Annotated in this window: 25 protein-coding genes; 12 read left to right on the top strand and 13 right to left on the bottom strand. The window is 67.6% G+C overall.

Annotated elements, in window-relative coordinates; translation table 11 throughout:
- Positions 1 to 8 precede the first annotated feature (8 nt).
- From BO996_RS03190 to BO996_RS03170, 5 genes are all read left to right on the top strand, one after another.
- On the top strand, positions 9 to 1,304 hold the full coding sequence (locus BO996_RS03190; RefSeq protein ID WP_071953985.1) for a Zn-dependent hydrolase: 1,296 nt from the start codon (positions 9 to 11) through the stop codon (positions 1,302 to 1,304).
- On the top strand, positions 1,301 to 2,767 hold the full coding sequence (locus tag BO996_RS03185; protein ID WP_071953984.1) for a M81 family metallopeptidase: 1,467 nt from the start codon (positions 1,301 to 1,303) through the stop codon (positions 2,765 to 2,767). Before BO996_RS03190 ends, BO996_RS03185 begins: the two co-directional genes overlap by 4 nt.
- A 208-nt stretch (positions 2,768 to 2,975) precedes the next feature.
- Positions 2,976 to 5,285 (top strand): NADP-dependent malic enzyme, encoded by a 2,310-nt coding sequence (locus BO996_RS03180; RefSeq protein WP_012207827.1) that lies wholly within the window; start codon positions 2,976 to 2,978, stop codon positions 5,283 to 5,285.
- A 311-nt stretch (positions 5,286 to 5,596) separates the two neighbouring features.
- Entirely contained in the window at positions 5,597 to 6,016 is a 420-nt protein-coding gene (locus BO996_RS03175) for a ribonuclease domain-containing protein (RefSeq protein ID WP_013804791.1), read from the top strand.
- A 149-nt stretch (positions 6,017 to 6,165) separates the two neighbouring features.
- Positions 6,166 to 6,591 (top strand): barstar family protein, encoded by a 426-nt coding sequence (locus BO996_RS03170; protein ID WP_013804792.1) that lies wholly within the window; start codon positions 6,166 to 6,168, stop codon positions 6,589 to 6,591.
- Positions 6,592 to 6,671: 80 nt separating this feature from the next.
- Here the strand turns inward: BO996_RS03170 and rsmA are convergent, their stop codons facing one another.
- The 3 genes from rsmA to BO996_RS03155 form a co-directional block, all read right to left on the bottom strand.
- Complete coding sequence (gene rsmA / locus BO996_RS03165) at positions 6,672 to 7,439, bottom strand: 16S rRNA (adenine(1518)-N(6)/adenine(1519)-N(6))-dimethyltransferase RsmA (RefSeq protein ID WP_071953983.1); 768 nt, start codon at positions 7,437 to 7,439, stop codon at positions 6,672 to 6,674.
- Positions 7,440 to 7,515: 76 nt separating this feature from the next.
- Positions 7,516 to 8,943 carry a peptidylprolyl isomerase gene (locus BO996_RS03160; protein WP_013804794.1) on the bottom strand — a complete coding sequence of 476 codons (1,428 nt, stop codon included), beginning with the start codon at positions 8,941 to 8,943 and terminating at the stop codon, positions 7,516 to 7,518.
- Between the two features lie 41 nt (positions 8,944 to 8,984).
- On the bottom strand, positions 8,985 to 11,420 hold the full coding sequence (locus BO996_RS03155; RefSeq protein WP_156517070.1) for an LPS-assembly protein LptD: 2,436 nt from the start codon (positions 11,418 to 11,420) through the stop codon (positions 8,985 to 8,987).
- Positions 11,421 to 11,512: 92 nt separating this feature from the next.
- Between BO996_RS03155 and BO996_RS03150 the strand changes: the two genes are divergently transcribed.
- Positions 11,513 to 12,610, top strand: coding sequence for an aminoglycoside phosphotransferase family protein (locus BO996_RS03150; RefSeq protein ID WP_013804796.1), 1,098 nt, complete (start codon positions 11,513 to 11,515; stop codon positions 12,608 to 12,610).
- Positions 12,611 to 12,623: 13 nt separating this feature from the next.
- A complete protein-coding gene (locus BO996_RS03145) occupies positions 12,624 to 13,376 on the top strand; it encodes a 16S rRNA (uracil(1498)-N(3))-methyltransferase (RefSeq protein ID WP_013804797.1) in 753 nt (250 codons plus the stop codon).
- Here the strand turns inward: BO996_RS03145 and BO996_RS03140 are convergent.
- Positions 13,363 to 14,247: an alpha/beta hydrolase gene (locus BO996_RS03140; RefSeq protein ID WP_071953982.1), complete on the bottom strand. Its 885-nt coding sequence runs from the start codon at positions 14,245 to 14,247 to the stop codon at positions 13,363 to 13,365. The genes BO996_RS03145 and BO996_RS03140 overlap by 14 nt on opposite strands.
- Positions 14,247 to 15,755 (bottom strand): M20 family metallopeptidase, encoded by a 1,509-nt coding sequence (locus BO996_RS03135; protein ID WP_071953981.1) that lies wholly within the window; start codon positions 15,753 to 15,755, stop codon positions 14,247 to 14,249. Before BO996_RS03135 ends, BO996_RS03140 begins: the two co-directional genes overlap by 1 nt.
- Positions 15,756 to 15,877: 122 nt before the next feature.
- On the opposite strand from BO996_RS03135, the gene BO996_RS03130 reads away from it, so the two are divergent.
- On the top strand, positions 15,878 to 16,264 hold the full coding sequence (locus BO996_RS03130) for a MerR family transcriptional regulator (RefSeq protein WP_012207837.1): 387 nt from the start codon (positions 15,878 to 15,880) through the stop codon (positions 16,262 to 16,264).
- Between the two features lie 52 nt (positions 16,265 to 16,316).
- Positions 16,317 to 16,967 carry an NAD(P)H-dependent oxidoreductase gene (locus BO996_RS03125; protein ID WP_071953980.1) on the top strand — a complete coding sequence of 217 codons (651 nt, stop codon included), beginning with the start codon at positions 16,317 to 16,319 and terminating at the stop codon, positions 16,965 to 16,967.
- On the opposite strand, the gene BO996_RS03120 is transcribed toward BO996_RS03125, so the two are convergent.
- The 4 genes from BO996_RS03120 to BO996_RS03105 all read right to left on the bottom strand — a co-directional run bounded on the left by BO996_RS03120 (position 16,951) and on the right by BO996_RS03105 (position 20,601).
- Entirely contained in the window at positions 16,951 to 18,114 is a 1,164-nt protein-coding gene (locus BO996_RS03120) for a glycerophosphodiester phosphodiesterase (protein WP_071953979.1), read from the bottom strand. The two genes, BO996_RS03125 and BO996_RS03120, sit on opposite strands and share 17 nt — an antisense overlap.
- Positions 18,115 to 18,186: 72 nt before the next feature.
- Positions 18,187 to 18,771, bottom strand: a complete 585-nt coding sequence (gene metW, locus BO996_RS03115; RefSeq protein WP_012207840.1) for a methionine biosynthesis protein MetW — start codon at positions 18,769 to 18,771, stop codon at positions 18,187 to 18,189.
- Complete coding sequence (gene metX, locus BO996_RS03110; protein ID WP_012207841.1) at positions 18,768 to 19,916, bottom strand: homoserine O-succinyltransferase MetX; 1,149 nt, start codon at positions 19,914 to 19,916, stop codon at positions 18,768 to 18,770. Before metX ends, metW begins: the two co-directional genes overlap by 4 nt.
- 106 nt (positions 19,917 to 20,022) lie before the next feature.
- On the bottom strand, positions 20,023 to 20,601 hold the full coding sequence (locus BO996_RS03105; protein ID WP_034397481.1) for a TMEM165/GDT1 family protein: 579 nt from the start codon (positions 20,599 to 20,601) through the stop codon (positions 20,023 to 20,025).
- Positions 20,602 to 21,094: 493 nt separating this feature from the next.
- Between BO996_RS03105 and BO996_RS03100 the strand changes: the two genes are divergently transcribed.
- Together BO996_RS03100 and BO996_RS03095 are read left to right on the top strand one after the other, a co-directional pair.
- A complete protein-coding gene (locus tag BO996_RS03100; RefSeq protein ID WP_071953978.1) occupies positions 21,095 to 21,466 on the top strand; it encodes an RNA recognition motif domain-containing protein in 372 nt (123 codons plus the stop codon).
- A 255-nt stretch (positions 21,467 to 21,721) separates the two neighbouring features.
- The gene (locus BO996_RS03095) at positions 21,722 to 22,255 is read left to right on the top strand and encodes an RNA recognition motif domain-containing protein (protein WP_071953977.1); all 534 of its coding nucleotides are present in this window, start codon (positions 21,722 to 21,724) and stop codon (positions 22,253 to 22,255) included.
- A gap of 104 nt (positions 22,256 to 22,359) precedes the next feature.
- Here the strand turns inward: BO996_RS03095 and BO996_RS03090 are convergent, their stop codons facing one another.
- The 4 genes from BO996_RS03090 to BO996_RS03075 are packed head-to-tail and all read right to left on the bottom strand — an operon-like array spanning position 22,360 to position 25,377.
- Positions 22,360 to 23,160, bottom strand: coding sequence for an SDR family oxidoreductase (locus BO996_RS03090; RefSeq protein ID WP_071953976.1), 801 nt, complete (start codon positions 23,158 to 23,160; stop codon positions 22,360 to 22,362).
- A 41-nt stretch (positions 23,161 to 23,201) separates the two neighbouring features.
- Positions 23,202 to 23,819 carry an LPS export ABC transporter periplasmic protein LptC gene (gene lptC / locus BO996_RS03085; protein ID WP_013804806.1) on the bottom strand — a complete coding sequence of 206 codons (618 nt, stop codon included), beginning with the start codon at positions 23,817 to 23,819 and terminating at the stop codon, positions 23,202 to 23,204.
- Positions 23,816 to 24,376: a KdsC family phosphatase gene (locus BO996_RS03080; protein ID WP_012207847.1), complete on the bottom strand. Its 561-nt coding sequence runs from the start codon at positions 24,374 to 24,376 to the stop codon at positions 23,816 to 23,818. The genes lptC and BO996_RS03080 overlap by 4 nt, the downstream gene beginning before the upstream one ends.
- Positions 24,376 to 25,377, bottom strand: coding sequence for a KpsF/GutQ family sugar-phosphate isomerase (locus BO996_RS03075; RefSeq protein ID WP_034397490.1), 1,002 nt, complete (start codon positions 25,375 to 25,377; stop codon positions 24,376 to 24,378). Before BO996_RS03075 ends, BO996_RS03080 begins: the two co-directional genes overlap by 1 nt.
- Before the next feature lie 98 nt (positions 25,378 to 25,475).
- Here BO996_RS03075 and BO996_RS03070 point away from each other — a divergent pair, with 98 nt between their 5' ends.
- Positions 25,476 to 26,033, top strand: a complete 558-nt coding sequence (locus tag BO996_RS03070) for an adenine phosphoribosyltransferase (RefSeq protein ID WP_012207849.1) — start codon at positions 25,476 to 25,478, stop codon at positions 26,031 to 26,033.
- Positions 26,034 to 26,056: the final 23 nt, after the last annotated feature.

Below are 26,056 nucleotides of genomic sequence, written 5' to 3'. Positions count from 1 at the left end.
AGTCATTCATGGATCTCAGTACCCCTCTTGCAGCCACCGCCGTTGCGGCCGGGCTGCGCACCGACGGCGCCCGCCTGTGGCAATCGCTGATGGACCTGGCGCGCATAGGCGCCACACCCAAGGGCGGCGTGTGCCGCCTGGCGCTGACGGACCTGGACCGCCAGGGGCGCGATCTCTTCGTGCAGTGGGCGCGCGAGGCCGGCTGCAGCATCCGCGTCGATGCCATCGGCAACATCTTCGCGCGGCGCGCGGGCCTGGACGATGCGCTGCCGCCCGTGATGACGGGCAGCCACATCGACACCCAGCCCACGGGCGGCAAGTTCGACGGCAACTACGGCGTGCTGGCCGGGCTGGAGGTGCTGCGCACGCTCAACGATGGCGGCGTGCGCACGCGCGCCCCGGTGGAGGTGGCCGTGTGGACCAATGAGGAAGGCTCGCGCTTCGTGCCCGTGATGATGGGCTCGGGCGTGTTCGTCAATGCCTTCACGCTGGAGCATGCGCTGGCCCAGCGCGATGCCCAGGGCGTGAGCGTGGACGAGGCGCTGCGCGCCATCGGCTATGCCGGGCCGGCCGGCCCGGCGCCTGCAGTGGGCGCGTATTTCGAAGCCCATATCGAGCAGGGCCCGGTGCTGGAAAACCATGAACGCGTGATCGGCGTGGTCAGCGCCGCGCTGGGCCAGCGCTGGTACGACGTCAGCGTGCAGGGCATGGAGGCCCACGCCGGCCCCACTCCCATGGAGCTGCGCCACGACGCCCTGCTGGCCGCCAGTTGCATCGTGGCCGAGGTCAACCGCATCGCCCTGGACCGCCTGCCGCATGCGCGCGGCACCGTGGGATCGCTGGAGGTGTTTCCCAACTCGCGCAACGTGATCCCGGGCGGCGTCAAGCTCAGCGTGGACCTGCGCGCGCCGGACGACGACCAACTGCTGGACATGGACGCCGCACTGCGCGCGGCCTGCGAGCACATTGCCGCCGCGCGTGGCGTGACCATTGGCGTGGAGCAGGTCGTCTACTTCCCGCCCCAGCCCTTCACGCCGCACCTGGTGGAGGCCGTGCGCACCAATGCCGCCGACCTGGGCTACAGCGCCATGGACGTGGTCAGCGGCGCGGGCCACGATGCCGTCTACCTGGCGCGCGTGGCGCCTGCGGCCATGATCTTCGTGCCCTGCGCCGACGGCATCAGCCACAACGAGATCGAGGATGCCGAGCCCGCCCACCTGGAGGCCGGCTGCAACGTGCTGCTGCGCGCCATGCTGGCGGCCGCGGGCGTGGTGCAGGCAGCGGACGGCGGGGTGCCGGCATGAAGATCCTGATCGCCCGGCTCAACCACGAGACCAATACCTTCTCGCCCGTGCCCACGCCCATCGAGGCCTTTGCGCCCACCTATGGCGAGGCGGCCTATTCGGCCAACAAGGGCATGCGCACGGCCATGGCCGCCTTCATCGACCTGGCCGAGGCGGCGGGCGCCACCCTGGTCACGCCGGTATCGGCCACCTCCAATCCCAGCGGCCCCGTGCATGCTGCCGCCTACGACGAACTCACGCAACGCATCGTGGCGGCCGCGCCGGGCTGCGATGCCATCTTGCTGGACCTGCACGGCGCTATGGTGGCCGAGAACAGTGCCGACGGCGAAGGCGACCTGCTCGAACGCGTGCGCGCCGCCGCGCCCGGCGTGCCCGTTGGCGTGGCGCTGGACCTGCACGGCAACATCACCGAAAAAATGGTGGGCAATGCCGATGTGATGGTCGGCTTCAAGACCTATCCGCACATCGACATGTACGAGACCGGCGAGCACGCGGGCCGGCTGCTGCTGGACATGCTGGCCGGCCGCGCGCGCTACGCCGTGTGCTGGCACCGCCTGCCCCTGATGAGCCACACGCTGCGCAGCACCACGCTGGACGGTCCCATGCTGGACGCCGTGAACGCAGCGCGCGCCCTGGAAGCGGAGGGCCTGCCCGCGGTCTCGGTGTTCGGCGGCTTCTCGCTGGCCGACATCGCCGCGCCCTGCGTGAGCGTGGTCGCCACCTGTCGCACCGAGGAGCGCGCGGCCACCCAGGCGAGCGTGGACGCGCTGGCCGCCCGGATCTGGCAGCGCCGGGCCGATTTCATCTACCGCAGCGAGCCGCTGGCCGATTCGCTGCGCCGCGCCCAGGCCCTGGCCGAAGGCGCCGACCGCCCCGTGCTGCTGCTCGACCATGGCGACAACTGCATGTCCGGCGGCACCTGCGACACCATGGACGTGCTGCAGACCGCGCTGGAGCTGGGCCTGTCAGGTATTGCCGTGGGCCCGCTGTGCGACCCCGAAGCGGTTGCCTCGCTCACGGCGGCGGGCGAAGGCGCCGAGGTGGAGATCGCGCTGGGCAACAAGGTATCGCTGGAGCGCATAGGCCTGCACAAGCAGCCGCTGCGGCTGCGCGGCACAGTGCGCGCCGTCAGCGACGGCGCCTACACGGTCAGCGGCCCCATCTACACGGGCCAGCGCTGCCACATGGGCCGCACGGTCTGCCTGGATACGGGCGCCGCGCAGATCGTGATCACCGAGCAGACGCACGAGCCCTGGGACCTGGGCGTGTTCCACTGCGTGGGCATGGACCCGACGCGCTTTCGCTTCGTGCTGCTCAAGTCGCGCATGTACTGCCGGCCCGTCTTCGTGCCGCTGTCGGCCGGCCTGGTCGAGTGCGACAGCCCCGGCGTGACCACCTCGGACTATTCGCGCTTTCCGTTCGCCCGGGTCAGCCGCCCGGTGTTTCCGCTGGACGCCATCTGATGGATGCCAGGTGATTGCCCGGCTTTGCGGCGGCGCGCAAGCAAAGACCGCCGCCGCCGCGGGGCATTGGGCAACCAGGCATCACAACAGTTTCACAGCAGGGCCCGGCTATTGCCTGTCGGCCTACAATCGGTTCCCCCCTACCTCGGCCGACGGCACGCGGGCTGATCCGCGCGTGCGTTGGCCATGCCTTCGCTGGAGACGCTTGATGTCCGACAACACGGCCCCGACCCCTTCCGATAAACGTGCCCAGCTGCGCCGTGCCGCACTCGAATACCACGAGTTTCCCAAGCCCGGCAAGTTGACCATCGTGCCGACCAAGCCCATGGCCAACCAGCATGACCTGGCCCTGGCCTACTCGCCCGGCGTGGCAGCGCCCTGCGAAGAGATCGTCAAGGACCCGGCCGCCGCCTTCAAGTACACGGCGCGCGGCAACCTGGTGGCCGTGATCTCCAACGGCACCGCCGTGCTGGGCCTGGGCGACATCGGCGCCCTGGCCTCCAAGCCGGTGATGGAAGGCAAGGCCGTCCTGTTCAAGAAGTTCGCGGGCGTGGACGTCTTCGACATCGAGATCAACGAGAAGGACCCGCAAAAGCTGGTCGATGTGATCGCCGCGCTGGAGCCCACCTTCGGCGCCATCAACCTGGAAGACATCAAGGCACCCGAGTGCTTCTTCGTGGAGCGCGAGCTGCGCCGCCGCCTGAAGATCCCCGTCTTCCACGATGACCAGCACGGCACGGCCATCACCGTGGCAGCGGCCATGGTCAACGCGCTCAAGGTGGCCGGCAAGAAGATCGAGGAGGTCCGTCTCGTGGCCTCGGGCGCGGGCGCTGCCGCCCTGGCCTGCCTGAACCTGCTGCTCAAGGTCGGCCTGCGCCGCGAGAACGTGTTCGTCACCGACCTGGCCGGCGTGGTCTACGAGGGCCGCACCGAGCTGATGGACGAGGACAAGGCCCAGTTCGCGCGCGCCACCGAGCTGCGCACGCTGGGCCAGGTCATTGAAGGCGCCGACGTCTTCCTGGGCCTGTCGGCCGGCGGCGTGCTCAAGCAGGACATGGTGGTCAAGATGGCCGCGCGTCCGGTGATCTTCGCGCTGGCCAACCCCAACCCCGAAATCATTCCCGAAGACGTGAAGGCCGTGCGCAGCGACGCCATCATCGCCACGGGCCGCTCGGACTACCCCAACCAGGTCAACAACGTCCTGTGCTTCCCGTACATCTTCCGGGGTGCCCTGGACTGCGGCGCGACCACCATCACCACCGAGATGGAAATCGCCACCGTCCACGCCATCGCCGAGCTGGCCCAAGCCGAGCAAAGCGAGGAAGTGGCGGCCGCCTACGTGGGCGAGCAACTGACTTTCGGCCCTGAGTACCTGATCCCCAAGCCCTTCGATCCGCGCCTGATGATGAAGATCGCATCGGCCGTGGCACAGGCCGCCGCCGAGTGCGGCGTGGCCCAGCGTCCGATCCAGGACATGGATGCCTACCGCGCCCACCTGCAGACCTTCGTCTACGCCTCGGGCACGATGATGAAGCCGCTGTTCGCCGCGGCCAAGAAGGCCGCCAAGAAGCGCGTGGCCTACGCCGAGGGCGAGGAAGAGCGCATCCTGCGCGCCACGCAGATCGTGGTGGACGAGCGCATTGCGCGCCCCACGCTGATCGGCCGCCCGGCCATCATTGCCCAGCGCATCGAGAAATTCGGCCTGCGCCTGAAGGAAGGCACGGACTACGACGTGGTCAACGTCGAGCACGACGAGCGCTACCGCGACTTCTGGCAGACCTACCACCGCATGACCGAGCGCAAGGGCATCACCGTGCCCATCGCCCGGATCGAGATGCGCCGCCGCCTGACCCTGATCGGCTCCATGCTGCTGCACAAGGGCGAAGTCGATGGCCTGATCACCGGCACCTGGGGCCAGACATCGCACCACCTGCAGTATGTGGACCAGGTGATCGGCCGCCGCGCCGGCGTGCAGACCTATGCCTGCATGAACGGCCTGCTGCTGCCCGACCGCCAGGTCTTCCTGGTGGACACCCACGTCAACTACGACCCCACGGCCGAGCAGCTGGCCGAGATCACCATCATGGCCGCCGAGGAAATGATGCGTTTCGGCGTCAAGCCCAAGGCCGCCCTGCTGTCGCACTCCAACTACGGCTCCAGCAACCAGCCCAGCGCCGTCAAGATGCGCCAGACCCTGGAGCTGCTGCGCGAGCAGGCCCCGTGGCTGGAAGTGGACGGCGAGATGCACGGCGACGTGGCCCTGGACGGCAAGGCCCGCGCCCAGCTCATGCCCAACAGCACGCTGCTGGGCAACGCCAACCTGCTGGTCATGCCCAACATCGACGCGGCCAACATCAGCTACAACCTGCTCAAGCAGGCCGCCGGCGGCGGCATTGCCATCGGCCCCGTGCTGCTGGGCGCCGCCCGTCCCGTGCACATCCTCACGCCGAGCACGACGGTGCGCCGCATCGTCAACATGACGGCGCTGACGGTGGCGGACGCTAACGCTAACCGTTGAGGCTCCCCCTGAGCCGCTTCGCGGCTTCCCCCTCTCTCGCTTCGCGGGAGGGGGACGACACCCTCGCTGCGGGGCGGCCCTTGCTCGGTGTCCCTCGTTTTGGCCGCGCGCGCTTTTTTTGACAACGGGCGGCATTTGCATTGAATAGCAGGCAACTCAGGCGCAGAGTTGCCTTCCCACTGTTCAATCCCCAGACATTTCCTTGGTCAAGCTGCCTGTTTTTTGGGCAGAACTTGCATTTTGAGGGGTGTTCCGTCACACTAGCGGGTCGAGATTTCAGGGCTTCCCTGGATTTCTGAAAGGTGTAGTTGATGCTGAAGGCAGCCGCCGCCAAGGCGTACCAGTCCGGTCTAGCGCTCATCGTCGGGGCCGCCTTTGTGCTGTCGCCCTCGCTCGCTGATGCGCGCCGCTCGGCGCCCGAGAGCGTGGAGACGACGGCGGCCGTGGCCACCGTCGCCCTGTCCGAGTTGCCGCGCGAAGGCCGTTCCACGTATACGCTGATCCTGCGCGGCGGGCCTTTTGCCCACGACAAGGACGGCACGGTGTTCGGCAACCGCGAGCGCATCCTGCCGCGCCAGTCGCGCGGCTATTACCGTGAGTACACGGTGCGCACGCCCGGTTCGCGTGACCGTGGGGCCCGCCGCATCGTCTGCGGCGGAGAGCCCCAGCAGCCCGATGCCTGCTACTACACCAGCGACCACTACAGCAGCTTTCGCAAGATCATCGAATGACCTCGACCCAGTCTCTACAGCCAGTTCGACCCTCCGTGTCCGACGCAGTGCGCTGGCAGGGGTCTGCATTTCATCCACAGCCCAGGGATGCCGAAGGCCATGAGCCCGTCCCCGCAGGCCACATCCACGTTAGAGAAAGAGCCACGGAGATGGATGCACCACTTCGTAAGATCCCCGACACCCCTTTGCGGAACGTGCGCGCCAACATCGTGCAGTCGATCCGCGCCTACAGGGTGGAGGATCTGCAACAGGCGGCCGAGACGCTGGGGTGCCATTTTCTGTATGCCAACCTGGCCCATGCGCAGACCAAGGCCGATATCCTGGAACTGCTGGCCACGCAGTTCTTCTTCCCCGCGCATTTCGGCAAGAACTTCGACGCGCTCTACGACTGCCTGACCGACCCCATCCACAAGGCCGGCCCGCAGCCGGGCTTTGTGCTCGTGCTCGACCAGATCCCGACCACGCCCAAGTTCGACAAGGAAGTGCGCGAGCAGCTGCTGGACAGCTTCCGCGACGCGGCCGAGTACTGGGCCGAGCGCAAGATTCCGTTCCGCTGCTTCTACTCGTTCCTGTAAGCGCAGGACATTGAGGACCCAGAGCCCCCAGCGCCCAATCGGGTGCTGTGGGCTCTGCAGTCGCTGGGCGCCGCCTGTGCCTAGGCGCGCGTGAAACGGGCGGCGAGTGCCTCGTATTCGGACACCGGCACTTCCTCGGCGCGGCGCTGCAGGTCGAATTCCCCGTCAAAGCCCTTGGCTTCCAGCCAGCGCCCCAGCGTGTTGCGCAGGATCTTGCGCCGCTGGCTGAAGGCCACCTGCACCATCTCCTCCAGCAGCTTCGCGTCCAGGGTCGCCGGCGCCTCGCGCGGGACCATGCGCACGACGGCGCTGTCCACCTTGGGCGGCGGATTGAAGCTCTCGGGCGGCACATACAGCACGCTCTCCATCGCATAGCGCCACTGCAGCATGACCGTCAGCCGCCCATAGGCGGCCGTGGAGGGCGACGCCACCATGCGGTCGATGACCTCCTTTTGCAGCATGAAATGCTGGTCCTCGACCACGTCCACCTGCTCGAGCAGGTGAAAGAGGATGGGGCTGGAGATGTTGTAGGGCAGGTTGCCCGCAATGCGCAGCTTGGGCACGCCCAGGCGCGCGGCAATGGCACGGAAGTCCACCTTGAGCACGTCGGACTCGACCACGTCGAGCTGCTCGTGCAGGCGCAGGCGCACGGCCAGGTCGCGGTCCAGCTCGATCACGGTGAGCCGGCCCAGGCGTTCAACCAGGGGCTGGGTCAGGGCCATCAGGCCCGGCCCGATCTCGACCATGGACTGGCCCGGCCGGGGGTCGATGGCGCTCACGATGCCGTCGATGATGCCGTCATCGGTCAGGAAGTTCTGGCCGAAGCGTTTGCGAGGAATGTGTTTCATAGAAAAAGCAAGGCGGTGCGCCATGGCACCGCCTTCCATTGTGGACTGCCGCAGCCGCAGCTGCTCGGGGGGTGTCTTATTGCGGAGGCTCGCGGTACTCGACGTAGGCGCGGCCACGCAGCTCCTGAAGCCAGGTCTGGTAGTCGGTTTCGAGCTTGCGCTCGCGCACCACGTTGCGCACCATGTCGCGCTGCTCGCGCGGCGTCAGCGCAGCCTGGCGGCGCTCGATGAGCTGGATCAGGTGCACACCGAAGCGCGAGACCAGCGGGTCGCTGACCTGGCCGGGCTGCAGCGCATTGAGCACCTGCTCGAACTCGGGCACGAACTGGCCGGGCGAGGCCCAGCCCAGGTCGCCGCCGTTGCGCGCGCTGCCGTCCTGCGAGAACTCGCGGGCCAGCGATTCGAAGCTGGCCTGGCCGCTGTCCACGCGGCGCTTGTAGTCGGCCAGGCGCTTGGCGGCATCGGCCTCGGTCATCTGGTCGCCAATGCGCAGCAGGATGTGGCGCGCATGGTTTTGCGTGACCACGGACGGCATGCCGGCCTGCGACTTCTCCAGCACCTTGAGCACGTGAAAGCCCGCGCCCGAACGGAAGGGGCCGACGATGCCGCCCTGCGCCGTCTGGCCCACGGCCTTGGTGAACAGCTCGGGATAGCGGTCCAGCGGGCGCATGCCCATGGCGCCGCCGCCCTGGCCGTCGGGCACATCGGAGAACTCCTTGACCACGGCCAGGAAGTCGCCTTGCGTGCGGGCGGCCTCGGCGGCCTGCTTGGCGCGGGCCTCGCGCTCGGCCACTTCGGCGGGGCTGGCGTTCTCGGGCACGGAAATCAGGATGTGGCCCAGGTTCACGGCGGCCGGTGCCTTGTCGGCACCGCCGCTGCGCTGCTCAGCCAGGTAGCGATCGATGTCGGCATCGGTGACGCGCACGCGGCCGTCCACATCGCGCTCGCGCAGACGTTGCAGCGTGATCTGGCGACGCAGCTCTTCGCGGAACTGCTTTTCGTTCACGCCTTCGGCCCGCAGGCGGGACTGCAGGCCAGCCTTGTCCAGGCCGTTTTGCCGCGCCACATTGGTCAGCGCCTGGTCTACGGCGTAGTCATCCACGCGCAGGCCCGTGTCCTTGGCTTCCTGCAGCTGGGCCTTTTCGACGATCAGGCGCTCCAGCACCTCGCGGGCCAGCAGCGCCTCGGGCGGCATCTGGCCACCCTGCTCGGCAATGTTCTGCGCCACGCGCGCCATGCGGGCACGCACTTCGTTGTTGGTCACCGGCTCGGAGTTGACCACGGCGACGATGTAATCGGCCGAGCGCACGCCTGCCTTGGCGCCGCGATCGCGCGACGAGGGCAGGTTGGTGGCGTCCAGCGCACGCGAGACGGAGGCATCGCCGGCCTGGGGCGCCCTGGACTGGCCCGGAACACGCAGGCCTTGCGCCTGGGCTGTGGTGGCCAGCAAGGCCAGCGCCACAGCGGCAGCTGCGCAGCAATGGGTCTGGGAAAGAAAACGCATGGGAGAGATGCCTTGCAAAAAGCGTGTTTGGAGCGTTGGCTCTAATCGTAGTTGGTGAAGCGGCTGGGAGGCGTCACGGACTCGCGCAGGTACTGGTAGCGCGGCACATTCTGCTTGAGGCTGCGCTGCGGGTCTGCACCCAGGCTCAGCCGCGAGAAGCCGACGAACTCGATCTGGAACAGCAGCCGGGTGTTGGACTGGGTGATGGAGCTTTGCAGACGCTCCAGCACCACGCGGCCAATCCAGCAGCAGCCGTCGTACTCCAGCCCGACCACGGTATCGACGAGCTTGCGGTCCTTCAGGCTGTAGTTCAACCGGCCCACCGTGTACCAGCGCCCGCCGCCCTGGCCACGGCCGGCACCCAGGTCGCGCCCCTTGTCGCCCCACAGGTCGTTGATGGGCCATTGCCAGCCCACGTCGACCAGCTTGCTGGCGTCGGTACGCGCCACGGTGTCGTACTGGGTACGGTAGGCCACGTTCACCGTGCGGTAGGAACTGGGGCTGTAGCGCGCGCCAAAGGTGGTACGCACCGAGCGGTTGAGGTCGCGGTTGTACTGGGTCGTGCCTTCGGTGGACCAGGCATCGGTCCAGTTGATGGCCGCACCCAGCAGCACGTCGGACAGGCGGCTGGTGGCCGGCACCTCGCCGGGCAGGATGACCTTCTGGTCGGAGAAACGCACGCGCTGCGCAATGCCGAAGCGCGCCTTTTCCGCACCCGTGGTCCCGTCGATCAGGCGCGTGGTCGCACCCAGGGTCAGCAGGTGGTTGTCGGCAATGCGGTCCTGGCCGTTGTAGTCGTTCTCGGAGTAGATGCTCGCGAAGTTGAAGTCGTTGCGCGCCGTGTCATACAGCGGCAGAAAGCTCTGGTCGCGGTAGGGCGTGTAGGTGTAGAAGGCGCGCGGCTCGAAGGTCTGCAGCAGCTGGCGGCCGAACAGCGTGGTGTCGCGCTCGAACACCAGCCCGCTGTCCACGCTGACCGTGGGCAGCGTGCGCGAGGCATTGCGGCTGCCGTTGCTCATCAGGCTGTCCACCTGGTAGTTGCTGGTGTGCAACTGGATCCTGGGCGTGATGAAGGCGCCCGGCGACAGGAAGGGGCGGCTCACCTGGGCCAGCATGTAGCTGCGCTGGCCGTTGTTGTAGGTGATGCCGGCCAGGGGCTTGTCGATCTCGAAGCGCGTGGTGTCGGCCACAAAGCTGAAGTCCAGGCCGTGCGGCAGGTCCAGCGGCGTGTAGCGCCATTGCAGCTGCGGCTTCATGCCGTAGGGCGGGGCAATGGGCGCCGATGCATCCTGCATGGTCTGCCAGTACAGGGTGCGCAGTGTCAGCACATTGTCGCCCCGCGCCCAGGACAGGTTCACATCGTTGGGCAGCAGGCGCTCGCGCAGCGATTTCGCGGCCAGCGGGAAGTCGCGCCAGTAGTTGTCGTCGCTGACGCGGTTGAGGTTCATGTTCAACCCCAGGCCACCGATGGGCGAGTCGATGACGCCCCGGTGCTGCAGCGAGTAGGCCCAGCGGTCCCGGTCACGCTGGCGGTCGCCGGGCATGTAGGCCGCATAGGCCTCGCCCGAATAGGTCGGCTCCAGGTAGCGGAACTGGGCTCCCAGGTTGACGCCGCGCTTGCTCATGACCGAGGGATACAGGGTCATGTCGCGGTTGGGCGCAAGGTTCCAGTAATAGGGCTGCGTGTATTCGATGCCGCTGAGCTTGTCCAGGCCCATGGTGGGAGGCAGCAGGCCCGACTTGCGCTTGTCCGACAGCGGAAAGCTCATGCGCGGCACGGGCAGCACGGTCACGCCCTTGAACTGCAGGGCCGCACCTTCGGCCACGCCCACTTCCTCGGCCATATCGATGTGCAGGGTCCGGGCGCGCAGCATCCAGGCCGGCTCCCAGCTGGCCTCGTCGTCGCGCTGGCAGGTAGTGTAGGTGGCATCGTGGACCACGGCATGGTCGCGGTCGATGAAGTCCACGCGCGAGGATTTGCCGTAGGCGCCATTGGCCAGGAAGCGATATCCGGCGTTGTCGAAAAAGCCCTTGAAGGCATCGACCTCCAAGTCCAGCTGCGAGCCCTCGTAGACATTGCCGGCCTGGTTGATGTGTACTGCGCCCGAGGCATTGACGCGGTCGTCGGGCACCTGGTACTCGAGCCGGTCGGCGCGGATCATCGTGTCGCCACGGCGCAGTTCGGCATTGCCCTCGACCACCGAGTTGATGTCCGGCTGGCCGCTGAGCGCGTCACCGCGCACATAGACGGGCTGCTGGGAGCGCACCGCCTCGGGATAGGTTTCCTGCATCAGCGTGCTGGGGCGCAGCGGGCGGACTTGCTGCAGCCGGCCTTCGTCGGCTGCAGCGGGCTGGGCCTGGGCCATGGTGGAGCCACCGGCCCATGCGAGAGCCACAAGCCAGGCCAGCGGGCGTACAGCGGGGCGCGCGGGCGCGCGGGCAGCCAGCGGATCGGGGAGCGGCGGTCGGAGGTACACGGTGGTCAACAGCGGCGGGTGGACAAAGGCGCAAGCCTAGCATCACCGCCGGGCATTCGCCGGGGTGGCGGTTTGTAGAATCGCGATTATCCATGAGCCATCCAAACACCCCCACGGCCGGCGTTGTCTGGGCCGACCCCGCCCGCCACGCCGCCTTCGACGCCTGGCTGGCCCCGCTGTCCGCCCGCCACGCGCTGCGCCCCGAAACCCTGCGCCCTGCCTCGGCCGATGCCAGCTTTCGCCGCTATCTGCGCCTGGACACCAGCGCGGGCGCCAGCCTCATCGTCATGGATGCCCCGCCGGACAAGGAAGATTGCGCGCCCTTCGCCAAGGTGCAGGCGCTGATGGCCTCGGCCGGGCTGGCCGTGCCGCAGATCCTGGACTGGGATGCGGCGCACGGTTTCATGCTGCTGTCCGACCTGGGCGGCCACACCGTCATCGAGGCGCTGGACCCGGAAAAGCCCCAGGACGCGGAAGCCTGGTACCGCTCGGCGCTGGAGGTGCTGCTGGCCTGGCAGACCGCCTCGCGCCCCGACGTGCTGCCCGCGTATGACGACGCGCTGCTGCGCCGCGAGCTGCAGCTGTTCCCCGACTGGTACATCGCGCGCCACCGCGAGACCGTGCTCGACGACAGGCAGCAGGCCACGCTGGCCAAGGCCTTCGACCAGATCGTGGCCCACAACCTGGCGGCACCCAGCGTCTTCGTGCACCGCGACTTCATGACGCGCAATCTCATGCAGCCCGTGACCGCCAGCGGCCCGCTGGGCGTGCTGGACTTCCAGGATGCGGTCTATGGCCCGGTGACCTATGACATCGCCAGCCTGCTGCGCGATGCCTTCATCAGCTGGGAAGAGGACTTTGTCATCGACATTACCGTGCGTTACTGGGAGAAGGCGCGCAAGTCGGGATTGGTCGGCGCACGCAGCCAAAGCGGCTGGGGCGACGATTTCGGCGAGTTCTACCGGGGCGTGGAGTGGATGGGCCTGCAGCGCCACCTCAAGGTGGCCGGCATCTTCGCGCGGCTGACGCTGCGCGACGGCAAGCCCCGCTACCTGGCCGACGCGCCGCGCTTCATCCACTACATCCGCTCCACCTGCAGCCGCTACCGCGAGCTGACGCCGCTGCTGCGCCTGGTGGACCAGATCGAAAACATCCAGCCCCAGGTCGGCTGGGCCTACGGGCGCGTCTGAGAACGGATACGCCATGCCACGCTTTCACTGCCCCATTGCGCTGCGCAGCGGCGCCGACATCGACCTGCCGCCCGGCGCGGCGCGCCATGTGCAGGTGCTGCGCCTGCAGCCCGGCGACGGCATCACCCTCTTCGAAGGCCGCGCCGGCGAAGGCTTCAGCGGCGGCGAGTTCGAGGCCACCGTGCTGCGCATGGGCCGCAGCGACGTGGCCGTGCGCATAGGCGCGCACCACGCCGTGGAACGCGAGCCCCTGCGCCCCGTGCACCTGCTGGCCGGCATCACGGCCAACGAACGCATGGACTGGCTGGTGGAGAAGGCCGCCGAGCTGGGCGCCGCCAGCATCACCCCGCTGGTGGCCGAGCGCAGCGTGCTCAAGCTCAAGGGCGAGCGCGCCGAGAAAAAACTCGCCCACTGGCAGGCCGTGGCCGTATCGGCCTGCGAGCAGTGCACGCGCAACCGCGTTCCCCCGCTGCACACCCCGGCAGACCTGGAGGACTGGCTGGAGGGCGGTGCGAAACAGCTGCCGCCCGGCACGCTGCGCCTGCTGCTGTCGCTGGGCGAGGGCACGCGGCCGCTGGGTGAGATCCTGGATGCCACGGCCGAGGATGCACCCGTGGTCTTTCTCTCCGGCCCCGAGGGCGGCCTGTCGCCTGCCGAGGAGGCCCTGGCCCGCGCCCAGGGCTTTGTGCCCGTCACGCTGGGGCCACGCGTGCTGCGCGCGGAAACCGCGCCCCTGGCCGCGTTGGCGGCGCTCACGCTGGCCTGAAGCGGCCCAGCCAGTCGCGCAGCCGCGCGAACACGGGCGCGGCGAAGTCATCGCGCTCGTTGAACAGCTCGTGGTAGGCGCCGTCAAAGCACTGCGCCTGTACCACGGCTGGCGGCGCGCGGTCGGCAAAGGCCTGGCTGCCGGCCGGCGCCACCAGCCTGTCGTCCCCCGCCCACATCAGCAGGCTGGGCACGCTCCACTGCCCCGCGCGGGCCAGCACCTGCGGGCCGCCCTGCGCCAGAAACCGCGCCAGCCGCGCGCAGATGCGGTCATGGCACAGCGGATCGGCGCGGTAGGCATCGCAGACCGCCGCGTCATGCGAGAGATAGGGAATCTGCAGGCCGTTGGACACGCGCAGGTCGGGCACCAGGCGCGGCAGCGTGCCCACGAGCAGTTTCTGGACGGGCGACAGGCCCACGTCGAAGGCCGGCGAAGACAGCACCAGCGCATCGACAGGCCGGATGGCACGCGCCACGAACAGCGCAGCCACCAGGCCGCCCAGGCTGTGGCCCAGCAGCACCAGCGGCTGGCCAGCGGGCTGCTGGGCACGCGTGGCATCGACCACGGCCGCAAGGTCATCCAGCAGCCGGCCATCGGCCGTCAAGCCGCCGCGCGGCCCTGCCGAGCGCCCATGGCCGTATTGGTCGTAGCCGCGCACCGCATAGCCCCAGGCATTGAGGCGCCGGGCCAGCGCCTCATAGCGGCCGATGTGCTCGCCCAGGCCGTGCACCAGCAGCACGGTGGCGCGCGCCTGGCCCCCGTCCACGGGCCAGTCGCGCAGTGACAGCTCGGCGCCGTCGCTGGACGCAAGGCGCGTGACCTGGCCTTGCGAGGCAGGTGCGGGAACGGGTGCGGGGGCCGGCGCTGCCATCACGCCACGCCAGCAGCGCCAGCCTCGGCGGCTGCCTGCGCCCCGGCCATGGCGGCGATCACCTGGGCCACGGCGGCCGTGAGCTTCTTGGCATAGGGCACGTGCAGGAATTCATTGGGACCGTGGGCATTGCTCTTGGGACCGAGCACGCCGCAGACCATCATCTGGGCCTTGGGAAAGCCCTGGCTGAGCATGTTCATCAGCGGAATCGTGCCCCCCTGGCCGATGTAGCCGCAGGAGGCGCCGAAATGCGCCTGGCTTGCCGCGTTGAGCGCGTCCTCGAACCAGCCGTCCATGGCTGGCGCATTCCAGCCGCTGGCGCCCGACAGGCCCTGCCAGGTCACACGGGCCTGGTAGGGCGCGTTGTCCTCCAGCAGCGCCTTCATTTCCTGCACGCAGGCAGCGGCATCGACCAGGGGTGGCAGGCGCAGGCTGAGCTTGAAGGCGGTATAGGGGCGCAGCACGTTGCCGGCATCCTGCAGCGCGGGCAGGCCCTCGGCGCCGGTCACGCTCAACGTGGGCTCCCAGGTGCGCTTGACCAGGGCCTGGACCGGGTCGGTGGTGGTGGGCAGGGCGAACAGCGTGGAGCCGCCGCAGTCGTAGTGCGCCCAGGGGAAGCGGGCATAGGTCTCCTCGCCCAGGATGGCCGCCGTGTCTTGCATCTGCGCCATGCGCTCGGCCGGCACCTCGCAGTGGAAGCTGGCAGGCAGCAGGCGCCCGGTCTTGCTGTCCTCCAGCCGGTCCAGCACCTGGCGCAGGATGCGGAAGGACGACGGCACGACGCCCGAGGCATCGCCCGAATGCACGCCCTCGGTGAGGATTTCCACCTTCAGCGTGCCGCTGGCCATGCCGCGCAGGCTGGTGGTCAGCCACAGCTGGTCGTAGTTGCCGGCACCACTGTCCAGGCAGATCACTAGGCCCACATCGCCCAGGCGCGGACGCAGGGCATCGACATAGGGCAACAGGTCGCGCGAGCCGCTTTCCTCGCAGGTCTCGATCAGGCCCAGGATGCGCGGGTGCGGCACGCCCTGGCGCTTGAGCTCCTGCACGGCCGCGATGCTGGCGTAGACCGCATAGCCGTCGTCGGCGCCGCCACGGCCATAGAGCTTGCCGTTCTCGTACTTGGGCGTCCACGGGCCCAGGTCGCTGCGCCAGCCGTCGAACTCGGGCTGCTTGTCCAGGTGGCCGTACATCAGCACCGTGGGGCTGGAGGCCGCCTTGTCCTGCGTGCCTTCCACCTCGAAGAACAGCACCGGCGTGCGGCCGGGCTGGCGCACGATCTCCAGCGTCAGGCCCGCCACCTTCTGCGCCAGCACCCAGTCGGCCGCATTGCGCAGCACGGTCTCCAGGTGGCCCTGCTGCTCCCAGTCGGGCGCGAACATGGGCGATTTGGCGGGAATGGCGATGTACTCGGTCAGCGCCGGGACGATGCGCTCGTCCCAGGAGCGGCTGATCTGGTCAAGCGCGGCTGCGGGCTGCAGCAGCTGCGAAGGGGTGCGTGCGTTCATGGCGGGTCCTCGTGTCATGGGTCGGCGCACCGTTCGAGCGAAGCCAGCGCCGCGATCCGATCATTGTGCGCCAAGGCGGCACGGACCCCGGACACCCCGCCGCCAACGACTACGATCGCGCCATGTATATTGGAGAACTCGCCCGACGCGCCGGCTGCTCGCCCAAGGCCGTCCGGCTGTATGAATCACGGGGCCTGCTCGGCGCCGTGGCACGGGCAGGCAGCTACCGCATCTATGGCGAGCAGGACCTGGTGCTTGTGCAGCGCATCCGCCAGGCGCTGGGACTGGGCTTTCGGCTGGACGAGCTGCACGGCCTGCACCGCATCCATGAGGCCGCAAGCTGGGAAGCCCTGGCCCGGCTGCTGCGCGAGCGCAGCACCCAGGTTCAGGCGGACATCCGGCGCCTTCAGGCACAGCAGTCCCAGTTGGCGGCGCTGGAGCGCGAACTGCTCGAATGCAGCCTGGAGACGGCAGGTACCCAGGGCGCCTGCGAACCCGCATTGGCCTGAGCACGCGGCCTGAGCCCGGGTGCTTGACCCTGCCCCAAGGGGCAAGGCGAACATGGGTGCCATGTCTCCAAGCACCGCCCACCCTCCTGCCGATACGCATCCCCAGCGCATCCTGATCATCCTCGGCCACCCGTCGGCCAGCAGCCTGTGCGCAGGCCTGGCCGACGCCTACGCACAGGGCGCACGCGACAGCGGCGCCGAGGTACGCCTGCTGCGCCTGGGCGAACTGGACTTCGACCCGCTGCTGCGCGCCGGCTACCGCCAGGACCAGCCCCTGGAGCCTGACCTGCAGCGGGCCCAGGCCGACATCCTCTGGGCCAGCCACCTGGCATGGGCCTATCCCACCTGGTGGGGCGGCCTGCCGGCCTTGCTCAAGGGCTTCATCGATCGCATCTTTCTGCCGGGCTTCGCGTTCAAGTACCGCAAGGGCTCGGTGCTGTGGGACCGGCTGCTGGCCGGCCGCACGGCCGACCTGCTGGTGAGCATGGATTCACCGCCCTGGTACTACCGCTGGGTGGCGCACATGCCGGGCCACCACCAGATGCGCCGCGCCATCCTGGAATTCAGCGGCATCCGGCCCGTGCGCATACATAGCTTCGGCCCCGTGCTCGGCGCCGAGGCCGCCCGTGTGCAGCAGTGGCTGGAGCAGGCGCAGGCAGCAGGCAAGCGCGCGGCGGCGCGCCGTCTCAAGGCTTCGGTTTGAGCAGGTCATCGATGGCCGCGCGCCCCACCGACGGATCGTCGGTGAAGATGCCGTCGATGCCCGTGCGCAGGAAATCGTCCATGTCGGCGCGTGCATTGCCGCGCCGGGTGCCGTCCTGTGCGGGCGGCGATTTCAGGCTCAGGGGAAGGAAGGCGTTCTCGGGCCGCAGCGTCCAGGGATGGACCAGCAGCCCCGCACGGTGGGCATCGGCCACTAGCGCCGTGGGCGCCGCATTGGCGCCCTGCACCACGGGGATCACCATGCTCTTGCTCGGCCCGATGCCATTGGCATAGCGCGCAATCTCGGCCAGGCCTGCGGGCGTGACCATGTCGGCATAGCCGGGGCCCGTGCCGCGCGCCACGCTGTCATAGGGCTTGCCCTTGGGCGCCAGCAACTGCACCAGGCGCAGGCTGCTGCGCGCACGGATCCAGCGCAGGTTCTCGACCTCGAAGGACTGCACGAAGACTGGCGCCTGCGCATGGTTCCAGCCGTTGTCCGCAAGCAGCTTCAGCAGCGCGGGCTCCAGCGGCAGGCCGATGGACTGGAAGTAGCTCGGGTGCTTGGTCTCGGGATAGATGCCTATGGTGCGGTTCGTGCGTACGCTCTCGGCTCGGGCCAGGTCGATGACCTCCTGCAGCGTGGGCACCTCGAAACGGTCATTGAACTGCACATTCGCCGGGCGGATCGCCGGGATGCGTTCACGCGCACGCAGCGTCTTCAGCTCGGCCAGCGTGAAATCCTCCACGAACCAGCCCGTGATCGCCTGCCCGTCGATGGTTTTGGTGGTCTTGCGCGCCGCGAACTCGGGGCGGTCGGCCACATTGGTGGTGGCCTCCTTGAGGCTGCCGTCGGCCGCGAGGATGGCGATGGCGTTCTCATGCCGCGCCACCAGCACGCCATCACGCGTGATGACCAGGTCGGGCTCGATGAAGTCGGCGCCCGCGCGTATGGCCTCCCGGTAGGCCTCCAGCGTGTGCTCTGGCCGCAGCGCCGATGCGCCGCGGTGCGCGATCAGCGCGGGCCGGGGAGGCCAGTCCGCGGCCCGCGATGGGGAATTGGCGGCCTGCGGCGTGGCGCAGCCTGCCAGCAGCAGGCCGGCGGCCGCGCCGGCCAGGGCCAGCGCGCGGCGGCGTGGGAAGCGGTTCATGTCTGCCTTTCGGGTTCGCAATCCGTCGATTGTGCGCGCCACCCATGGCACGGGCATGGACCGGACCGCCGCTCAGGCGTGCTCGAAATGGAAGACGGCCGTGCCCGCCATGAGATTGGGCAGGGTGCGCACGCTGCGGCCATCCTGCAGGCCGAAGGAGTCCAGGATGCGCAGCCGGTTGCGGGTGGCCAGCACCTCGAAGTCCTTGTAGGTGCCCACGCGGATGTTGGGCGTGTCATACCACTGGTAGGGCAGGCGCCGCGTCACCGGCATGCGCCCGCGCAGCACGGACAGGCGGTTGGGCCAGTGCGCGAAGTTGGGGAAGGCGACGATGCCCGCGCGGCCTATGCGCGCCGTCTCCTGCAGCATGGTCTCGGCATTGCGCAGATGCTGCAGCGTGTCGATCTGCAGCACCACGTCGAAGCTGTTGTCCTGGAAGATGGCCAGGCCGTCCTCCAGGTTCAGCTGCAGCACGTTCACGCCCCGGCGCACGCAGGCCAGCACATTGGCGTCGTCCAGCTCCACGCCGTAGCCGGTGCAGCCGCGCTCGCGCTGCAGGTGCGACAGCAGGGCGCCATCGCCGCAGCCCAGGTCGAGCACGCGCGAGCCCTTGGGGATCAGGCGCGCAATCGCCTGCATGGTGTTCAGCTCGGTCATGCGGCCTCCTTGGCAGCTGTCGTGGTTTCCTGGGCGATGTTGTCAAAGTAGGAGCGCATCACCTTCATGTAGCGGGGGTCGTCGAGCAGGAAGGCGTCATGGCCGTGGGGCGCGTCGATCTCGGCGTAGCTGACGTCGCGGTTGTTCTCCAGCAGCGACTTGACCAGCTCGCGGCTGCGCGCGGGGGCAAAGCGCCAGTCGGTGGTGAAGCTCACCAGCAGGAAGCCGGCCTTGGCCACGGACAGCGCCCGGGTCAGGTCGCCGCCATGCGCGCGCGCCGGGTCGAAATAATCGAGCGCACGCGTGATCAGCAGGTAGGTGTTGGCGTCGAAGTAGCTGCTGAACTTCTCGCCCTGGTAGCGCAGGTAGCTCTCGATCTGGAACTCCACGTCCTGCGTGCTGTACTTCAGGTCCAGCCCCTCCCTCAGCTGGCGGCCGAACTTCTGGTTCATCACATCGTCGCTGAGGTAGGTGATGTGGCCGATCATGCGGGCGATGCGCAGGCCCCGCGCCGGCACCACGCCGTGCTCGTAGAAATGCCCGCCGTGGAAATCAGGGTCGGTGACGATGGCGCGCCGCGCCACCTCGTTGAAGGCGATGTTCTCGGCATTGAGGTTGGGCGCGCTGGCCACGACCACGGCGTGGCGCATGCGGTCAGGGTGGCGCAGCGACCACGACAGCGCCTGCATGCCGCCCAGGCTGCCGCCCAGCACGGCGGCCAGCTGGCCAATGCCCAGCCGGTCCAGCAGCCGGGCCTGGGCGTCCACCCAGTCCTCCACCGTGACCACGGGGAAGTCGGCGCCGTAGATCTTGCCGGTGTCGGGATGCGCGTGCATGGGGCCGGTCGAGCCAAAGCACGAGCCCAGGTTGTTCACGCCGATCACGAAGAACCGGTTCGTATCCACGGGCTTGCCCGGGCCGATCATGTTGTCCCACCAGCCTTCGCTCTTGGCCTGGCCTTCGTAGACGCCTGCCACATGGTGGGAGGCATTGAGCGCATGGCAGACCAGCACCGCGTTGCTGCGATCGGCATTGAGCTGCCCGTAGGTCTCATAGGCGAGGTCGTAGTCCCGGATCGAGCCGCCGCCCTGCAGCGGCAGGGGCTCGTCGAAGTGCATGGTTTGTGGTGTGGCGATGAAGGACATGAAAAAACCCGGCATCGCTAAAAACGAGGCCGGGTTCTCTGGTGTCGTCTTTAGCAGGATTTATAAAGCGCCCGCAAGCAGAAGCAAATCGGCGCATGAAGGCTCATTATGCCAAAACGCCCGTCCCCGGAAGGAACAGGGCCAGCACGCCCAGCACCAGGAAGATCACGGCCGAGACCACATGCACCAGGCGTATGGGCACGCGCTTGACCAGCTTGTCGCCCAGCCACACCACAGGCGCGTTGGCCAGCATCATGCCCAGCGTGGTGCCGGCCACCACCCACAGGTAGGCGTTGTACTTGGCCGCCAGCATCACGGTGGCAATCTGCGTCTTGTCGCCCATCTCGGCCAGGAAGAAAGCCACCAGCGTGGTGCCGAAGACGCCCCAGCGCGAATGCCCGGAGACCTCGTCCTCGTCGAGCTTGTCGGGGATCAGCATCCAGATCGCCATGGCGATGAAGGAAAGGCCCAGGATCCAGCGCATGGCGTTCTCGCCCAGGTAGCTGGTGATCCAGGCACCCACGGCACCGGCCAGCGCATGGTTGACCAGCGTGGCCACGAAAATGCCCGCAACGATGGGCCAGGGTTTGCGAAAACGCGCGGCGAGCACCAGCGACAGCAGCTGGGTCTTGTCCCCCATCTCGGCAAGTGCGACGACGGAGGTTGAAATCAGGAAGGCTTCCATGGTGTGGGGATTTATCCGGCCGGATAGAGCACGCATTGACCACGCTCCGACTCCGGCCTTTGGATCGGTGCGCGGTCAATGGTCTCGATCGGTCACACGCAGCATTGCACTGCGCGCCGCATACGCCATAGGCCAGCGAAGGCCCAAGTTTGTTGACGCATGCATCCGGCCACTGAGCCGAACAATCTACTCCCCAAAGACTGAGGCGGCGATCATAGCAGCCCCCCGATCCGCATGCCGACCACCACTGCCGCCACGGCACTTGCTTATGCGCTGCCGCAATTTCAGGGTTACTCCCAGGGGCATTCTGTGGCGGGCACGACGAATTTTTGCGAAACAGTAATAACGTGCGAAAACTTCTGCCACATAATGGGCAGGCTTTCGTTCGGGCTTCGGCTCAATGAGGGCGAGTGCGTTTGCGTCTCTAACGTTGTCATCCCGTGTTGACTCCCTAGGGCTCCATCGCGTTTTCCAGTTTTTTCAGGAGTCCTCCATGGGCAACAAGCTTTACGTCGGCAACCTGCCGTACACCTTCCGTGACAGCGATCTGGAGCAAGCCTTCAGCGAATTCGGCGCCGTCAACAGCGCCAAAGTGATGATGGAGCGCGACACCGGCCGTTCCAAGGGTTTCGGCTTCGTCGAAATGGGCAGCGATGCCGAAGCACAAGCTGCTATCCAAGGCCTGCACGGCCAAAACCGCGGCGGCCGTGACCTGGTGGTCAACGAAGCCCGTCCGATGGAGCCCCGCGCTCCCCGTAGCGGCGGCTTCGGCGGCGGCTTTGGTGGTGGCGGCGGTGGCGGCTTCGGCGGCGGCAACCGTGACGGCGGCTACGGCGGTGGCGGCGGCCGTCGCAACAGCTACTAAGCACTCGCTTAGAGCTTGCGTTAGCAAAAAAATGGGGCCTTCGGGCCCCTTTTTTGTTGCCAAACGTTATCAGCTTGTGTTTTCGAGCATTTATCTTTTTGATTTTTGTGCTTCATAATTTGGTTTCGGGCAGACCCGTTCGAACGCTATGTGTTTAGGAAGGTTGGACAGGCTCTTGTATACAAAGAACCTGATGTCTGTGCGTCCTGAAGCCGAGCGCAAACCAGTGAGCATTGAGGAGTTGAGGAGTTTTTGATGGGCAATAAGCTTTACGTCGGCAACCTTCCCTATGGTGTGCGTGACAACGACTTGGAGCAGGCATTCAGCCAGTTCGGCGCTGTCACCAGCGCCCGGGTCATGATGGAACGCGACACAGGCCGCTCCAAGGGATTCGGGTTTGTCGAAATGGGCAGCGATGCCGAGGCACAGGCAGCCGTTCAAGGCATGAATGGCCAGCCATTGGGCGGGCGCAGCCTCGTGGTGAACGAAGCGCGCCCCATGGAGCCTCGTCCCCCGCGCTCGGGCGGCTTTGGTGGCGGCGGCGGTGGTGGCGGCTATGGGCGTGGTGATGGCGGCGGCGGTGGCTACGGTGGCGGTGGCCGCGGTGATGGCGGAGGCTACGGACGCAGCGATGGCGGCGGCGGTGGTGGCTATGGCCGTGGTGACGGCGGTGGTGGCGGCGGCTACGGCGGCCGTGGCGATGGGGGTTTCCGCAGCCCCTATGGCTCCGGCCCCCGCAATGGCGGCCGTGGCGGCGGCTGGGGAAACAACAATAACAATGGAGAATGAGACCCCGGTCTCCATGTTCTCCCAAACAAGAAAAGGCTCCTTCAGGGAGCCTTTTTTGCGGGTGCAAGTTTATGCATGAACATATTCCCTGAGCACGACGAACTTCAGGGATTTTTCGAATGACGATGTTTGCGCTTTCGTCCTACAAGCAGCCGATCAAACAAGGGGTTTGGCAGAATTTTCATCAAACGGCCAACCCACACCATTTGCCAGGGGATGATGGCCAGGCTGCGCCCGGCATCAATGGAACGCCAGGCCCTTGCAGCAAACTCATGGGGTTGCAATAGGAATGGCATGCCATAGCGGTTACCGCGTGTGAGGGGTGTATCTACATAACCAGGAAGCAATGTAGTGACTTTTACGCCACTACTGCGCAATTCACCGCGAAGGCTTTCGCAATAGGCAATGACTGCAGCCTTGCTGGCGCAATAAGCACCATGTCCCGGCAGGCCGCGCAGCCCGGCCACGCTGGCGATACCGACCAACTGCCCGCTGCCACGCCGCACCATGGGCGCGATAAAGGGATGGAAACTGGCCGCCACGCCCATGGTGTTGACGGCCAGCACCTGCTGCATGGTGTCGATATCCTCGCGCATCGAGGTGTCCACACCCCAGCTGACGCCGGCATTGGCAATCACGACATCGGGCAGGCCCTGCTGCTGCTCACAGCGCCGGGCGGCAGCGATGATGCTGTCGGGCACGGCCACATCGGCCTCGTAGATGGCGAAGCGCGACGCCTCCAGGCCCTGCTGCGCAGCCCATTGCGCCATCACGTCGCCACGCCGCGCAACCAGTGCCAGCGACCAGCCTTGCTGGTAGGCATGCCAGGCCAGGGCCTGGCCTATGCCGCTGGATGCGCCGGTGATGAAGGCCAGGGGTGCCGGGCTGCGCGAGGATGTCGTCATGGCTTGTTCTCCATCGGCAGGCCTGCGCTTGCGCTGGCGCCTTACTTGGTCCTGGACGGCTGCAGGGTGCCGCGCACGCGGCCCTGCAGCTTCATCACCAGATCCAGGTTGCTGTACTGCATGCTGTCGGCCGTGAAACGGTCCTTGTCACGGGTCAGCACCACGGGCTGGTTGGAACTCACTCTTTCCTCGTTGGGCCAGGCGTGCAGGAATTCGCCCTGGAATTGCAACTGCGGCTGCGGTTGTTTACCTGCTGTCACAAATGGCTCGCGCGTGACGACGGCATTGCCAAACATCTGCACCTCGGAACCATCGGCATTGCTCAGCGCCCGCTTGGCGCTGCCGCGCGTGATGCGACCTTCAGGCGAGACCGCGAACATGCGCACGTTGTCGATTTCGAGGGTGTCGGTATCCGGATAGTGGCGGCCCATGCTGCCCTCGATCTGGCTCTTGAGCCGCCCCGTGGCGTCGAAGCTCTTGATCGAGAAATCCTTCATGAAGTAGTCGGGCTCATGCGCCACGGCCTTTTCGGTGCCGCTGGCCACGGGCTGCGGTGCATTGCGCACCAGCCACCAAGTGCCCAGCGCCAGCAGGCCCATCAGCAGCACGGGCAGGTACAGGGAAAGCCGGTCACCGACGCGGCGCCAGGCCTGGATCATGATGCGTATTCCGCCAGCAGTCCGGCATAGGCGCCACGCGCGGCCAGCAGCAGGTCGCACAGCTGGCGCACCGCCCCTTCGCCACCGCTGCGCGGCGTGATCCAGTCGGCCACGGCCAGCACCTCGTCATGGGCGTTGGCCGGCGCGCAGGCAAAGGCGGAGCGCCGCATCACGGGCAGGTCGGGCCAGTCGTCGCCCATGGCTGCCGCCTGGTGCCACTGCAGGCCCAGCTCGCCCAGAATGGCCTCGGCGGCAGGCACCTTGTCTTCCGTGCCAAAGCGCGCATGCGTGACGCCCAGGTTGCTCAGCCGCAGGCGCAGGGCCGGCGAATCGCGGCCCGTCACCACGGCGGGCGTGATGCCGGCCTTTTGCAGCAGCTTCAGGCCATGGCCGTCCAGCGTGTTGAAGCGCTTGAGCACCTCGCCTTCGCCAGAGAACAGCAGGCCGCCATCGGTAAGCACACCATCGACATCGAAGAAGGCCACCCGCACATCCTGTGCCAGCAGCAGCAGTTGTGCGTCCCAGTTCTGCACGGGCGTCAAAGGAGCGCGTGCCATCAGATCACCTTGGCGCGCATCAGGTCGCGGATATGGACCACGCCGCGCAGCTGGCGCTGCGCATCGGCCACCAGCACCGCGGTGATGCCGTGCTCCTCCATCATGCTGGCGGCGTCCACGGCCAGCGCGTCTTCGGCGATGGTGCGGGGCCCCTTGTGCATGACATCGCCGGCCTGCAGCGCGCGCAGGTCGGTGCCGGCCTCCACGCGGCGGCGCAGATCTCCGTCAGTGAAGATGCCCTGCAGCACGCCCGCCGCATCGACGATGGCCGAGCAGCCCAGGCCCTTGGCGCTCATCTCGCGCATCAGTTCGACAAAGCTGGCATCGGCCCCGACCTTCGGCAGCTCATCGCCGCTGCGCATGACATCACGCACATGGGTCAGCAGCTTGCGGCCCAGCGCACCGCCCGGATGGGAGCGCGCAAAGTCCTCGGCGCCAAAGCCGCGCGCATCGAGCAGGGCCACGGCCAGGGCGTCGCCCATGGCCATCTGCGCCGTGGTGCTGGCCGTGGGTGCAAGGTTCAGGGGGCAGGCCTCGCGCTCGACACGGGTGTCCAGCACCCAGTCGGCATGGCGGGCCAGCGTGGATTGCGCGCCGCCGGTCATGGCCACCAGCGCAATGCCCTGGCGCTTGATGGCCGGCAGCAGCGCAGCGAGCTCATCGGCCTCGCCGCTGTTGGACAGCGCCAGCACCAGGTCGATGCCGGTCACCATGCCCAGATCGCCATGGCTGGCCTCGGCCGGATGCACGAAGAACGCAGGCGTGCCCGTGGAAGCCAGGGTGGCGGCCACCTTGCGCCCGACATGGCCGCTCTTGCCCATGCCCATCACGACGACGCGGCCGGACAGCCGCAGGATGCGCTGCACCACTTCGCCGAACACGCCATCAAGGCGCTGCGACATGGCTTGAAGGGCATCGGCCTCGATGCCCAGGGTGTCGCGGGCCAGGCGCAGGGCACGGGGCGTGTCCAGCGCATCCAGGGTGGCAGCATCAGAATTCATCTGGATGATTTTAGGCGGTCTGGCCATCCGGCGGCGGCGGTCGCCATCGGGCGCCTGGGTACACTGGCCCGTCTTCTCCAGCCCCCCGATCCAGCGCCATGCATACCACCCCCAGCGTCAACGACTACCTGCGCACGCACATACGCACCGTTCCCGACTGGCCGGCGCCCGGCGTGCAGTTTCGCGACATCACGCCGCTGCTGCAGGACCCGCAGGTCTTTCGCGTGATGACCGACGCCTTCGTGCACCGCTACATGCAGCGCGGCATGCGCCCCGATGTGGTGGCCGGGCTCGATGCGCGCGGCTTCATCCTGGGCGCCGTGGTGGCCCACGAATTGGGCGTGGGATTTGTACCCATCCGCAAAAAGGGCAAGCTGCCCTTCACCACGGTGGAGGAGACCTATGAACTCGAATACGGCAGTGCCACCGTGGAGCTGCACACCGACGCCGTCAAGGCGGGCGACCGCGTGCTGCTGATCGACGATCTGATCGCCACCGGCGGCACCATGATGGCCGGCAAGCGGCTGCTGGAAAAACTCGGCGCCACCGTGATCGAGGGCGCGGCCATCGTGGACCTGCCCGAGCTGGGCGGCTCCACCTTGCTGCGCGATAGCGGACTGCCGCTGTTCACGCTGGTGGATTTCGCCGGCCACTGACACTGAGCCAGGCCGCAGCCCGG

It is taken from the genome of Delftia sp. HK171 (assembly GCF_001886655.1).
GTDB classification, from domain to species: domain Bacteria; phylum Pseudomonadota; class Gammaproteobacteria; order Burkholderiales; family Burkholderiaceae_C; genus Comamonas; species Comamonas acidovorans.
The sequence above is the reverse complement of the archived record's forward strand: the minus strand, read 5'-3'. Positions and strand labels throughout refer to the sequence as shown.